The organism is Paraburkholderia sediminicola (assembly GCF_902859805.1).
GTDB lineage: Bacteria > Pseudomonadota > Gammaproteobacteria > Burkholderiales > Burkholderiaceae > Paraburkholderia > Paraburkholderia sediminicola.
The window spans coordinates 1-12,792 of sequence record NZ_CADIKC010000002.1 but is presented as its reverse complement, the minus strand read 5'-3'; the positions used below and the strand labels follow the sequence as shown (position 1 = coordinate 12,792).

Here is a 12,792-nt window from a genome sequence, read left to right as displayed (position 1 = left end):
TGGACGCGAGACGCACGTCTTGTTCGAAGCTGCAATCATCACCACATCAGCAATACTGTCCCCACGCCGAGTACGCCGCCGCACACCGCGCAGGCCCACAGCAGCACACGCGTACGCCGATATTCACGGCTGATATCCACCATCAACTGTGCATTCTGCTGCGGGGTGCGGGCGCGATCGTGCTCATGCTGCAGATAGCGCACGGCCAGTTGCGGCACGCGCGGCAGCATATGCGCCAGATGTGGCAACTCGCGCGAAATGCGCTTGATCCATCCGCGATGATCCATATCGCGCTGCGCTATGCCCGCCAGCACGCCGCGTGTGACATTCCACGTATCGACGCCCGGGTGCAGCGCACGCGCGAGCATTTCCGCCTGCTGGAACGAGCGCTGCGCGGTGGCGAGCCGTCCGGACACGGCGCCGTCGAACGGATGCACCGCGTGCAGCAGATGGTGAAACAGCGAACCCGCCGAGCGGTCCTCGGGCGCGTCTGCGAAGTGCGCTTCGGCGCGCGTGCGCAACTCGGCTTCGAGCATCTCCTTGCGCGTGTCGTCGGACACGTGGCCGGCGTCGCGATGCAGTTCGGCGAGACGGCCATAGTCCTGGTCGAACAGGGCAGTCGCGCCGTGTACGAAGAATTCGCGCTCGCCGGTCGACAGACTCGACATGTTCGAAAACTCTGCCAGCACGAGGCGTCCCAGTGTGTCCGGTTCGATGCTCACGCGCACCTTGCGCGCATCGAGCGTCGCGTGAAAGAAGCCGTGCTCGAATGCCTGTTCGGTCACCACCTCGACGATATGCGCGGCCAGCGGCGCAAGCTTGACGTGATGCAAATGCAGGCCGGGCAGGTCGCTGGCGGCCAGGGTGCTGACGCGTTGCATCGTCAGCGTCTGGTTGGTGCACAGGTCCCAGATTACGGCCGGCACGACGATGCGCCGGTCGCCGTCGAAATGATGGCCGGTCTGGCTCAGATTGGCGGCCTCGGCACGTAGATCGAAACGGCGCTGGATGTCGTCGGTGAAGGTCTGCGCCAAGGTCCGCAGTTGCAGGCGGCGGGCCGAGCCGGAAAGTTTTTCCAGCCAGCGCGCGACCCAGCGCAGAAGCGCGAGCTCGTCGCCGATCTGTTGCAACTGATCGGCGCGCACCAGCTTGATGGCCACTTCGCTATGGCCGTTGACCGGCACGATGAGCCGCGCGAAGTGCGTCTGCTCGGCAAAGCCGCCGCGCACCGGCACCAGATCGACGGCGCTGAAGATCGTGGCGAGGGGCCGGCCGAATGCGCGTGCCAAAGCCTGTTCGGATTCCAGCGGCGGCAGCGGGGCTTCGAGATGATCGATTGCATCCATGGCGTCGTGCAGGGTGCCGCTCGCGAGTTCGGGCCGTTCGGCCAGGGTCTGCGCAAAGCGGCTCGCGAGCGGCCCGAGCGCGGGCAGCACGCCGTGCAGGCTCGCGCCGCTGCGCCCGGCAGCGTGCACACGGCCGATCAGCTCGATCATCCAGTGCAGTTTGTGGTCGGATGGGGCGGCAAGCCAGATCAGGCGTGCGCCATAACGCAACGCGTGGAACAGCAGCAGTAAACGGCGAAACAGTGGCGGCATCGGCAGTTCGGTTGACGGACTACGCGGCTTCGACAGGCGTCGGCGCGCGGCCAGGGCGTTCAGGTTAGCAGGTAAGCGCGGCAAGAGGAGCATCCCCGCGCCACGCGTAATACAATACGCCGGCCTTCTCCAACCGTGGCGAAACCCAAGCGTGCCGGCTCCCGGCCTCCAATAGATGCTCGCAGAACAACGTCACCAATACATCCTGGCGCAGGTCGCCAAAACCGGCGCGCTCTCGGTCGCTGAACTGGTGCGCGAACTGAATGTGTCGCGCGAGACGATCCGCCGCGATCTGAATGCACTGGCCGGGCGCGGTCTGCTCGTCACGACCCACGGCGGCGCGCTATCCAGCGACCGGCGCGAGCCCGACCTCGATACGCGCGAAGCCGCCAACGCCGGCGCCAAGCGGGCGATCGGCGAACGCGCGGCCGAGTTCGTGCCGGACGGCGCCTCGCTGATCATCGATTCGGGCAGCACCACGCAAGCGGTGGCCCGTGCGCTGCTCGACCGGCACCGCCTGTCCGTCTATACGAACGACTGGCGTATCGCGCTGCTGCTAGGCCGCCGCAACGATAACCGCGTGACGCTGCTCGGCGGCGAACTGTCGGATATCGAAGACGCTACCTTCGGCCTCGACACGGTTCATCAACTGACGCAGTACCACGCGGACTTCGCCTTCATCGGCGCGGGCGGCATTTCGCCGGACGGCTACCTGACCGACTACAGCCGCATGGCCGCCGAAGTGCGCAGCCGTATGATCGCCGCCGCCGACACCGTGGTGGTGGTCGCCGACCACTCGAAGTTCGGGCGCGTGACGCCGGTACGCATCAACGGTATCGAATCGGCGCGTTATCTCGTCACCGAGCTGGCGCCGGAGAAAGCGCTCGGCAAGGCGATCACGGCGCACGGGCCGGAAATCCTGATCGCCTGAGCGGCTGCGCCCGCGGAGCCACCCGAGCACCCGGGCGGCTGGCGCCGCGGGCGCATGAGCGAGCGCCTCGCATATCTGCGCGCCACGGCTGCTCCGCAGCCGCCACGTCACTTGACGCGAATCCCAAGCCATTTCAGCGTACGGTCGATCGCGGCCACCGCGTTACGCAATTCGTCCGCGTCGATCGCGCCGATGCAACCCACGCGGAACGTGTCCACTTGCGTCAGCTTGCCGGGATACAGCACGTAACCCGCCTCGCGCACGGCGGCATAAAAGTTTGCAAAATTCCACGCGGGGTCGCGCGGCGCATAGAAGGTGACGATCACCGGCGCCTGCACGTCGGGTTTCAGAAGCGGTTCGAAGCCGAGCGCTTTCATGCCGCTTATCAAGGCCGCGCAATTCTGCGTATAGCGCGCGCCGCGAGCCGCTTGTCCCCCTTGCGCGAAGAACTGATCCAGCGCCTGACGCAAAGCCGCGACCACATGAGTCGGCGGCGTGAAGCGCCACTGCGTCGTCTTCTCCATATAGACGTATTGATCGTACAGATCCAGTGCGAGCGACGGCGAGCGTCCTTCGCTGCGCTCCAGCACGCTGCGCCGCACAATCACGAATCCCATGCCCGGCACGCCTTCCAGACATTTGCCGCTCGCCGAGATCAACGCATCGATGCCGCCGCGCCGTAAATCGATCGGCAGCGCGCCGAACGAGCTCATCGCGTCGACGATCAGGCTTTTGCCGTGCCGCTGACACACCGCGGCGATATCGTCGAGCGGATTGAGCAGGCCGGCGCTCGTTTCCAGGTGGACCTGCGCAACATGAGTAATTCGCGATTCGCGGTTGAGGGCGTCTTCGATGGCGGCCGCGCCGACTGGCTCGTCCTCGCGCAGCGTCAGTTCCACATAAGCGATCCCCATACGCTGCAATATTCGGATCAGACGGGCACAATACGCGCCGTTGTTCGGAACCAGCACGCAACCTTGGCGCGGCACGAGCGTGCCGAGCGCCGCTTCGACCGCGAACGTGCCGCTGCCTTGAAGCGGCACGCAAACATAGTCATTTTCACCATGTACGATTTTGACGAGGTCGGCGCACACGCTATGTGTCATACGGTTGAACGCGGCGTCCCACGAGCCCCAGTCGCGCAGCATCGCCTCGCGGGTTTGCGGCGCAGTGCTCAGCGGACCTGGGGTCAGCAGGATTGGATCGTTTCCAGGAATCACAGCGCCTCCATCATCAGATGAATGTCCGTCGCCCGGGCAGGGTGACGAAAAGATTGTTTTGGATATTATTGGCGAATTGTGTCAATTGTTGGAATTCGACAGAATCGTCATGGCGTTGTCATGGAAACCTGTGATCCTTGCCGTGCCCGTTCAGGCATGGCCGGCAGCGCGAGTCTCGTAGATGAGCTGTAAGTCAGGCTGGAGAAGAAGCAGCAAAGTTGTCGGCAATCTGCAATCCGCGCGAATTCGGGTGAATTCGGGCGAAACTGCACGGTAACTGGCTGCGGGCAACACGCAAGCGGCGCGGCGCTACCGCCGTTCAATCACAACAGGTATCGGGATATCCCGACCGTCTGGTTTTTTGCCTTTCGGAGAGAGCGACATGACAAAGACGAATTCCCTTCACGCCACGGCTGGCCTCGCACGCAAACTGTTGCCGGCGCTGATCGCCGCGGCAGCATTCGGCGGCACGGCGATGCAGGCCCATGCGGCTGACGCAGTGGTGCTGTACACCGCCGACGGCCTCGAAAACCTCTATAAGGATGTGCTGCCGGCCTTCGAAAAGAAGGAAGGTGTGAAGGTCAACATCGTCACGGCAGGTAGCGGCGAAGTGGTGAACCGCGCCACCATCGAGAAGGATCAGCCGAAGGCCGACGTGATCGTCACGTTGCCGCCGTTCATCCAGCAAGCCGATCAGAGCGGCCTGCTGCAGGCTTATGAGAGCGCCAACTACAAGAACGTGCCGGCGATCGCCAAGGCGCCGAACGGTTCGTGGGCGACTTTCGTGAACAACTACTTCTCGTTCGCGATCAACCCGGACGTCACCAAGAACCAGCCGAAGACCTTCGCCGACCTGCTGCACCCGGACTACACCGGCAAGGTCGCCTACTCGAACCCGGCCACGGCTGGCGACGGTATGGCCGTGATCATTCTGACCACGTCGTTGATGGGCGAAGACAAGGCGTTCGACTATCTGAAGAAGCTCGAAGAGAGCGCCAAGTTCCACACCAAGGGCACGGGCTACCTCGACGTGCTGCTCTCGCGTAACGAAATCGCCTTCGCGAACGGCGACCTGCAGATGGATCTGGACGATGCAGCGAACGGCGGTCTGTCGCTCAAGCCGATCTTCCTTGCAGCCAGCGCCGGCGGCAAGCCGACCACGTTCCAGCTGCCGTACGCGATCGGACTGATCAAGAACGGCCCGAACCAGGCTGAAGGCAAGAAGCTGATCGACTACCTGATGTCGACCGACGTGCAATCCAAGGTGCCGGACATCTTCGGTATCCCGGGCCGCACGGACGTGCCGCTCGCCGGCAAGAACGGCGAAGCAGTCAAGAAGGCGATCGCCGGCGTCACGCTGATCCCGGTGGACTGGACGCAAGTGATGGCGAAGAAGGCTGACTGGACGGCACGTTGGAAGAGCGATGTGATCGGTTCGTCGGGCAAGCAACTCGAAGTCGTCAAGCCGAAGTAAGCCGCAATTTGCAATTGAATCAGGCGGCGCCTCCCGCATTCGTGCGGGGCGCCGCATCAGCATTAATCCAGTTGGAGGATGAACCCGGTGAATACGGCCAGTCTTGCTCACCCAGGCGCGCTCGGCGCCTCACCGGACGCGCTCGACGGCGCGCGTTCGAACACGCCGGGCGGCGTGCAGATCGACCATCTGACGGTGCGTTTCGGAACGCGCACCGTGCTCGACGATCTGTCGCTGACCATTCAGCGCGGCGAATTGCTCACCGTGCTCGGCCGCAGCGGTTGCGGCAAGACCACGCTGTTGCGCTTCATCGCCGGGTTCATTGAAGCGGACGGATTGTCGGGCACCTTGACCGTCGCCGGTCACGACCTGACGCACGTGCCGCCGCATAAGCGCAATCTCGGCTTGCTGTTCCAGAGCTATGCGCTGTTCCCGCATTTATCGGTATTCGACAACGTGGCGTTCGGCTTGCGTGCGCGCCGCACGCCTTCGAAGGATGTCGCGCGACGTGTCGCCGACGCGTTGAAGCTCGTGCAGCTGGGCGACGCCGGTCATCACATGCCGGCGCAATTGTCGGGCGGCATGCAGCAGCGCGTGGCGCTCGCGCGCGCGCTCGTGATCGAACCCGATGTGTTGTTGCTCGACGAACCGCTTTCCGCACTCGACGCCAATCTGCGCGCCTCGGTGCGTTCCGAACTGAAGGCGCTGCACGAGCGCCTGCCGAATCTGACGATCGTCTGCGTGACGCACGATCAGGACGACGCGCTGGTGCTGTCCGACCGCACGCTGCTGATGCGCGAAGGTCGCATCGCCCAACTCGGCACGCCGCAACAGTTGTACGACACGCCGAACGACGGTTTCGTCGCGCGCTATCTGGGCGCGGCCAATCTGTTGCCGCCGCAGGTGGCATTCGGCATGGACGACGTGCGCTACAACGAGCGCGAGCGGGTGGCCTGTCTGCGTCCTGAAGCGCTGCGCATCGTGCCGCTTGGCGAGGGGCAATTGCATGGCGCGATTGCGTCGGTCGAATGGTACGGCGCGGTGCTGTCGGTGTCGGTCGCTCTGGACGCGATGCCTAACGAGCCCGTGCTGGTCACCATGCAGCGCGGTCACGGCATGATGCCGGAGAAGGGCGCGCGTGTTTCCCTGCGTTATGAGGCTGACGATGTCGTCCTTATCAACCCCTGATACCCCCAATTCGATCAGCGAAGCTGCTGCTGACGCCCGCCGCAGCGCGAGCGCGGCCTCGCACACGGCGGCGGTGAAGCGACGCGAACGCGCGGCGCAATGGCACCTGCTGTTTCTTGCGGTGGTCGTGCTGGGTCCGCTCGTGATCTATCCGCTCGTGCGTCTCGTGCTGCTGAGTTTCACCGGTCCGCACGGTTTGAGTCTGCAGGCTTACTCGACGTTTTTCGGCAATCCGGAAACGCGCGGCGTAGTCGGCACCACGCTGTGGATTCTGTGCGTGAGCGCCGGGCTCGCATCGTTGCTCGGTATCGGCCTCGCGTCGCTATTGTTCTTCAAGCCGTTTCCCGGCGCGCGCATGGTCACGCGGTTTCTTGAACTGTTCGTCGCGTTCCCGTCGTTTCTGGTCGCGTTCACGCTGATCTTTCTGTACGGCTCGCAAGGCTCGGTCAGCATCGCCTTGCAGCAGCTGTTTCATCTCGAGGCGCCGCCGCTCAATTTCCTGTTCGGCGTGGGCGGCGTGATTCTCGCGGAAGTGGTCTTCTACGCGCCGTTTGTTGTGCGTCCTACGCTGGCGTCGTTCGCCACGCTCGACATGCGTCTGATCGAAGCCGCCCGCAGTCTCGGCGCGAGCGGCTGGATGGTTGCGTTCAAGGTGATCCTGCCGCTCGCGTGGCCAGGCATCGCCGCTGGCACGATCCTGTGTTTTCTGCTGACGTTGAACGAGTTCGGCATTCTGCTCGTGCTCGGCAGCGCGCATCTGATTACGCTGCCGGTCGCGATCTACAGCTCGGCGACCGTCGACCTGGATCTGCCGACCGCCGCCGCCGGCGCAGTCGTGATGCTGATCATGTCGTTGTCGCTGTACGCGTTGTACCGCCAGGTCAACCGTCGCAAGGTGAAAGGAGCGGGCCATGGCCGTTGAACTCGACCCAACCGTTTTGCCGGTTATGCACAAGAAGGCGCGGCCGGTGCGCCGCAGTCTGCCGGTGCGCATACTCGGCAGTCTGTTTCTCGGCTTTGCCGCGTTGCTGTGCTTCTGGCTGTTCGTCTTGCCGGTGCTGGTGGTCGCGCTGTCGAGCGTGGCCGGGCACTGGTCGGGCACGATTCTGCCGGACAGCCTCAGCACGCGCTGGTTCGAGCGGCTCGGTTCCAGCGACTTCGACGCGCTGACTACAAGCCTCGGCATCGGCATGGGTGTGGCCGTGCTCGGCACGATTCTCGGGCTGTGGCTGGCACTGGCGCTCGAAGGCCGTGACCGGCGTGGTCTTGGCGCGTTCGTCGACACCATCGCGATGATGCCCAACGGCGTGCCGAGCGTGGTGCTCGGGTTGGCCGTGCTGATCGCGTACCACAAGCGCCCGCTCGATCTGTCGAGCTCGGCGGCCATCGTCGTGTTTGTGCAGCTCGCGCTGGTGCTGCCGTTCTGCTACCGCTGCGCGGCCGCCGCGTTGCGTCCGGAACTGACCATTCTGCGCGAAGCGGCGGCGAGCCTGGGTGCGCCACCGTCGATGGTGCTGCGTGGCGTCGTGCTGCCGCAACTGGTGCCGGCAATACGCGCGAGTCTCGCACTCGGCTTTGCGCTCTCGCTCGGCGAACTCGGCGCGACGCTCACTGTTTATCCGCCGGGCTTTGCGACGGTGCCGATCGTGGTGGTCGGGCAGGTGGAGCGCGGGTATTACCTGCCGGCCTCCGCGTTGTCGCTGATTCTGCTGCTGGTCTCGCTTGCTGCGCTGCTGCTGATCGCGGCGCGTGTCCCGCGCCGTCGGGTGGACTGACGAGCACCTTCTGATTGTTGTGTTTGCGTGCGCCTGCCAGGCGGCGGCCGCGCAAACACGCAAACACATATCGATGTGGCGAAATTTGTCAAAATGACCGAATATATGCAAACTGCTTCTGTCGATCCGATTGAGGTTGTGCGCAGGCATTCGCTGACGACGCTGGTCCGCGACGAAATCGAACGGCACATCATCGAAGGGGCGATCGCACCTGGCGACAAACTCAACGAAGCCGACTGGGCCGCGCGTCTGCAAGTGTCGCGCGGGCCGGTGCGCGAGGCGTTTCGCGCGCTGGAGCAGGCGGGTCTCGTGCGCACCGAGAAAAACCGCGGCGTGTTCGTGCGGACGGTGTCGCTCGCGGAAGCGGACGAGATTTATGCGGTGCGCGCGGTGCTTGAAGAGGCGGCCTGCCGGATGCTGGCTTCGCGTATCGATGCGCAGAAGCTTGCGGTGTTGCGCGAGTGGCTCGACGCAATGCGCGCCGCGCTCGACGCGCAGGATCACGATGCTTACGCGCGCGCCAACGTGGCGTTTCACGATGCGATCGTGGCGGCGTCAGGCAATCTGAAGTTGTATGAGACGTATCGAAGGCTGGTGAGCGAGTTGAGTCTGTTTCGTCGCGCCGCGCTGGTGGTGCATGCCGATGCGATGGAACGCTCGCTCACTGAGCATCGCGCGATTCTGACGGCGCTGGGCTCGCGCGACGCCGAACATGCCGCGGCGCTGATGCATGCGCATGTGAACGGCGGGTTGCAGCGCGCGCGTGAGGCGTGCGAACCGGCGGGGTCGTTGGGCGCGGTGCGGATGTCGGCGGCATCGAACGATTGAGACTGGCTGCAATGGATTGACTGGAGCACGCGTGCTCTCAACGGATGGAAGGTAACAATGGCAAACGCAAGCGAACGTACGATCGAAGTCAACGGCCGCAGTTACCGGCTGCCATCGCAACCCACGGTCGTCGTGTGTGTCGACGGCTGCGAATACGATTATCTCGAAGCCGCGGTCGCGGCCGGCGTCGCGCCATTCATCGGCAAGATGCTCAAGGGCGGCGCGGCCTTCAAGGGCGACTGCGTAATTCCGTCGTTCACCAACCCGAATAATCTTTCGATCGTGTGCGGTGTGCCGCCCTCGGTGCACGGCATTTGCGGCAATTACTTCTGGGATCCGGACGCGAACGGCGGCGAAGGCGCGGAAGTGATGATGAACGATCCGGCCTATCTCCGCGCAGGGACCTTGCTGGCTGCCGCGGCGGAAGCGGGCGCGGCGGTTGCTGTGGTCACCGCGAAAGACAAGCTGCGCCGGCTGCTCGGCTGGCAATTGAAGGGCATCTGCTTCTCGGCGGAAAAAGCCGACAAGGTGACGCGCGAAGAAAACGGCATCGACGAGGTGCTCGATCTGGTCGGCTTGCCGTTGCCCGATGTGTATAGCGCGGGTTTGTCCGAGTTCGTGTTCGCCGCCGGTGTGAGGCTTGCTGAAACCCGCAAGCTCGACCTGATGTATCTGTCGACCACCGATTACATTCAACATAAATGGGCGCCAGGCACTGAAGGCGCAAATGCGTTTTACGCGATGATGGATGGCTACCTCGCCAAACTCGATGCGCTCGGTTGGGTGATCGGCCTCACTGCCGACCATGGCATGAACGCCAAGCACGATCTGAAGACCGGCGAGCCGAATGTCATCTATCTGCAGGACGTGCTGGACGATTGGCTTGGTGTTCGCCGCGCGCGCGTCATCTTGCCGATTACCGATCCCTATGTCGTGCATCACGGCGCGCTCGGTTCGTTCGCGACGATTTACCTGCCGCACGATGTGAGCGTTACGCAGGTGATCGAGCGGATTGGCGGATTGCAGGGCATTGAAGTCGTGCTCGACAATCGCGCCGCTTGCGAGCGTTTCGAGCTGCCGAATGACCGCGTTGGCGATATTGTCGTGGTCAGTACGCGGCATGTGGTGCTCGGCACGCGTCGCGATGAGCACGATCTGTCCGGACTGACCGTGCCGTTGCGCTCGCACGGCGGTATTTCCGAGCAGGAAGTGCCGTTGCTGTTCAATCGCCGCGTCGAGGGTTTGCCTTCCGGGAAACGGTTGCGCAACTTCGATATCTTCGACGTCGCTTTGAATCACGTGTCGCCATCATGAACGCCGTGCTGCGGGACCATCCGGCATTTCGGGCGGAAGCACTGCGGCTCAAAGGCGAGCGCGCGATGCGCTCGCGCACGCTCGACGTGTTCGATCCTTATACAGGGACGCGGGTGGGCACGGTCCCGCTGGCGAGCATCGACGACGTGCGCGCCGCGTTCGAATACGCCGCGGCCTATCAGGCGAAGCTCACGCGCTACGAGCGCTCGCAGATTCTCGAACGTGCTGCGGCATTGCTGCGGGAGCGGACCGAGGAAGCTTCTGACCTGATTTCGCTCGAGTCGGGTTTGTCGAAGCAGGATTCGCGCTATGAGATCGGCCGCGTCGCCGATGTGTTCAAGTTCGCCTCGATCGAAGCCTTGCGCGACGACGGGCAGAGTTTTTCCTGCGATCTCACGCCGCATGGCAAGAAGCGCCGGGTGTTTTCGCAGCGTGAGCCGTTGGCGGGTGTGATCGTCGCGATTACGCCGTTCAACCATCCGATGAACCAGGTCGCGCACAAGATTGCGCCGGCTATTGCAACCAATAATCGCGTGGTGCTGAAGCCGTCGGAGAAGGTGCCGTTGTCGGCGTTTTATCTGGCGGACATTCTTTATGAAGCGGGTTTGCCGACGCCAATGCTGCAGGTGCTGACCGGCGATCCGCGCGAAATCGCCGACGAGCTGATTACGCATCCTTTGGCCGATCTCGTCACTTTCACCGGTGGCGTGGCGATCGGTAAATACATTGCGGCGAAGGCGGCTTACCGGCGCGTCGTGCTGGAACTGGGCGGCAACGATCCGCTGATTGTGCTCGAAGACGCCGATCTCGATCGTGCCGCGACGCTGGCCGTGCAGGGTTCGTACAAGAACTCCGGGCAGCGGTGTACCGCAGTCAAGCGGATGCTGGTGCAGAAGAGCATCGCGGCGGACTTCACCGATCTGGTCGTGGAGAAGACGCGCGCATGGACCTATGGCGATCCGTTCGACGCGTCCAATCAGATGGGCACCGTGATCGACGTCGCCGCGGCGCAACTATTCGAGGCGCGTGTGAACGAAGCAGTGGCGAATGGCGCGCGCTTGCGCATCGGCAACCAGCGCGACGGCGCGCTTTATTCGCCGACGGTGCTGGATGGCGTCGACCCGTCAATGACACTGGTGCGCGAGGAAACGTTTGGCCCGGTGTCGCCGATCATTACCTTCGATACGCTCGACGACGCGATTCGTATCAGTAACGGCACGCCGTTCGGGTTGTCGTCCGGTGTATGCACGAACCGGCAGGACGCGATCACGCGCTTCATCAATGAATTGCGCGTGGGGACGGTCAACGTGTGGGAAGTGCCGGGATACAGGATCGAGCTGACGCCGTTCGGCGGCATCAAGGATTCCGGGCTTGGCTATAAGGAAGGTGTTCAGGAAGCGATGAAGAGCTTCACCAATCTGAAGACCTTTTCATTACCGTGGGAGTAAGAACGTGGCATTGAGTCTGAACGACATCCGTTCGTTATATGAGCAATACGGCAAGCTCGCTTATAGCGGCGAGCCGGTGACGCAGCTTGAACATGCGCTGCAAAGCGGCGCACTGGCGGAAGAGGCAGGTGCCGGCGATGAACTCATCGCTGCGGCGTTTCTGCATGACCTCGGCCATCTGCTGAATCTGCAAGGCGAAACGCCGACGGAACGGGGCATCGACGATCTGCATCAGTATTTTGCGCTGCCGTTCTTGCGGCCGGTGTTGTCGGACGCGGTGCTGGAGCCGATCCGGCTGCACGTCGACGCCAAGCGCTGCCTCTGCGCAATCGACGATGCATACTTTGGCCAGCTTTCCGCTGATTCGGTGCGGAGTCTGGAATTGCAAGGCGGTATCTTCAGCAAGGAAGAAGCTGAGATGTTCCTGCAGAAGCCCTACGCGGAAGACGCCTTGCGTCTGCGCAAATGGGACGACCGCGCGAAAGAAGAGAACCGTGCGACGCCGGGGCTCGATCATTATTTGAGCGTAGTCGAGCGCGTTATGCAGAAGCACGTGGCCGCCTGAACGAGGTGGTTTTCGGGGGGCTTCGGGTGAGCTTGTTGTGCCACTCGTTTTCAATTCTTGCGCCATTTCTGGCGCAATCCATGCGCATCAAAATAACGCTTGCAAGGGGCGGTCGGGCTCGCTAGAATCTCGCTCTTTCGTGCTCCGGACACCGGGGCATGGGATGCGGGAGAGCCAGCAGTGGCAAGGCTTTGCGCGATGTGGGCGGGTTGAGAAAGTTAGAAAAACCTGTTGACGGCGTAGCGAAAGTTCTTCATAATCTCGTTTCTCTGCTGCTGATGCAGCGACGCAGAACGAAGCGGTGCCGGGTAGTTGAAGTGGGCGCGGGTTCGGTAGTGAGTGCGTAATCGATCTTTAAAAATTAACAGCCGATAAGTGTGGGCGCTTGATGCGCGACGCGGCGGTGGACTCTTCGGGGTCTGCCGGAAGCGAAAGTATCAAGTCTCACACT

The 12,792-nt window shown here is 63.0% G+C and carries 11 protein-coding genes; 9 read left to right on the top strand and 2 right to left on the bottom strand.

Annotation, left to right across the window (positions count from 1 at the left end; genetic code table 11):
• Nucleotides 1-38: 38 nt before the first annotated feature.
• Nucleotides 39-1,598: an ABC1 kinase family protein gene (locus R8871_RS08610; protein WP_175050678.1), complete on the bottom strand. Its 1,560-nt coding sequence runs from the start codon at nt 1,596-1,598 to the stop codon at nt 39-41.
• Nucleotides 1,599-1,773: 175 nt separating this feature from the next.
• On the opposite strand from R8871_RS08610, the gene R8871_RS08605 reads away from it, so the two are divergent.
• Nucleotides 1,774-2,529 (top strand): DeoR/GlpR family DNA-binding transcription regulator, encoded by a 756-nt coding sequence (locus R8871_RS08605; protein ID WP_169488938.1) that lies wholly within the window; start codon nt 1,774-1,776, stop codon nt 2,527-2,529.
• A 107-nt stretch (nt 2,530-2,636) separates the two neighbouring features.
• On the opposite strand, the gene R8871_RS08600 is transcribed toward R8871_RS08605, so the two are convergent.
• The gene (locus R8871_RS08600; protein ID WP_175050677.1) at nt 2,637-3,746 is read right to left on the bottom strand and encodes a 2-aminoethylphosphonate--pyruvate transaminase; all 1,110 of its coding nucleotides are present in this window, start codon (nt 3,744-3,746) and stop codon (nt 2,637-2,639) included.
• A 385-nt stretch (nt 3,747-4,131) separates the two neighbouring features.
• Between R8871_RS08600 and phnS the strand changes: the two genes are divergently transcribed.
• The 8 genes from phnS to R8871_RS08560 all read left to right on the top strand — a co-directional run bounded on the left by phnS (nt 4,132) and on the right by R8871_RS08560 (nt 12,341).
• On the top strand, nt 4,132-5,223 hold the full coding sequence (gene phnS, locus R8871_RS08595; protein WP_175050051.1) for a 2-aminoethylphosphonate ABC transporter substrate-binding protein: 1,092 nt from the start codon (nt 4,132-4,134) through the stop codon (nt 5,221-5,223).
• An 87-nt stretch (nt 5,224-5,310) separates the two neighbouring features.
• Nucleotides 5,311-6,411 (top strand): 2-aminoethylphosphonate ABC transport system ATP-binding subunit PhnT, encoded by a 1,101-nt coding sequence (gene phnT / locus R8871_RS08590; protein WP_175050050.1) that lies wholly within the window; start codon nt 5,311-5,313, stop codon nt 6,409-6,411.
• Complete coding sequence (locus tag R8871_RS08585; RefSeq protein ID WP_175050049.1) at nt 6,389-7,333, top strand: 2-aminoethylphosphonate ABC transporter permease subunit; 945 nt, start codon at nt 6,389-6,391, stop codon at nt 7,331-7,333. The genes phnT and R8871_RS08585 overlap by 23 nt, the downstream gene beginning before the upstream one ends.
• Entirely contained in the window at nt 7,323-8,186 is an 864-nt protein-coding gene (gene phnV / locus R8871_RS08580) for a 2-aminoethylphosphonate ABC transport system, membrane component PhnV (protein WP_175050048.1), read from the top strand. Before R8871_RS08585 ends, phnV begins: the two co-directional genes overlap by 11 nt.
• 93 nt (nt 8,187-8,279) lie before the next feature.
• Nucleotides 8,280-9,014, top strand: a complete 735-nt coding sequence (locus R8871_RS08575; RefSeq protein ID WP_175050047.1) for a phosphonate utilization associated transcriptional regulator — start codon at nt 8,280-8,282, stop codon at nt 9,012-9,014.
• A 57-nt stretch (nt 9,015-9,071) separates the two neighbouring features.
• The gene (gene phnA, locus R8871_RS08570; RefSeq protein WP_175050046.1) at nt 9,072-10,328 is read left to right on the top strand and encodes a phosphonoacetate hydrolase; all 1,257 of its coding nucleotides are present in this window, start codon (nt 9,072-9,074) and stop codon (nt 10,326-10,328) included.
• Nucleotides 10,325-11,776 carry a phosphonoacetaldehyde dehydrogenase gene (phnY, locus tag R8871_RS08565; protein WP_175050045.1) on the top strand — a complete coding sequence of 484 codons (1,452 nt, stop codon included), beginning with the start codon at nt 10,325-10,327 and terminating at the stop codon, nt 11,774-11,776. The genes phnA and phnY overlap by 4 nt, the downstream gene beginning before the upstream one ends.
• 4 nt (nt 11,777-11,780) lie before the next feature.
• Nucleotides 11,781-12,341 carry a phosphonate degradation HD-domain oxygenase gene (locus R8871_RS08560; protein WP_175050044.1) on the top strand — a complete coding sequence of 187 codons (561 nt, stop codon included), beginning with the start codon at nt 11,781-11,783 and terminating at the stop codon, nt 12,339-12,341.
• Nucleotides 12,342-12,792 lie beyond the last annotated feature (451 nt).

What these genes read in the sequence shown, in the direction of transcription:
- R8871_RS08605 (WP_169488938.1), top strand. Translation starts at nt 1,774, where the DNA reads ATGCTCGCAGAACAACGTCACCAATACATCCTGGCGCAGGTCGCCAAA.
- phnV (WP_175050048.1), top strand. Translation starts at nt 7,323, where the DNA reads ATGGCCGTTGAACTCGACCCAACCGTTTTGCCGGTTATGCACAAGAAG.
- phnY (WP_175050045.1), top strand. Translation starts at nt 10,325, where the DNA reads ATGAACGCCGTGCTGCGGGACCATCCGGCATTTCGGGCGGAAGCACTG.
- R8871_RS08575 (WP_175050047.1), top strand. Translation starts at nt 8,280, where the DNA reads ATGACCGAATATATGCAAACTGCTTCTGTCGATCCGATTGAGGTTGTG.
- R8871_RS08585 (WP_175050049.1), top strand. Translation starts at nt 6,389, where the DNA reads ATGTCGTCCTTATCAACCCCTGATACCCCCAATTCGATCAGCGAAGCT.
- R8871_RS08610 (WP_175050678.1), bottom strand. Translation starts at nt 1,598, where the DNA reads ATGCCGCCACTGTTTCGCCGTTTACTGCTGCTGTTCCACGCGTTGCGT.
- phnA (WP_175050046.1), top strand. Translation starts at nt 9,072, where the DNA reads ATGGCAAACGCAAGCGAACGTACGATCGAAGTCAACGGCCGCAGTTAC.
- phnS (WP_175050051.1), top strand. Translation starts at nt 4,132, where the DNA reads ATGACAAAGACGAATTCCCTTCACGCCACGGCTGGCCTCGCACGCAAA.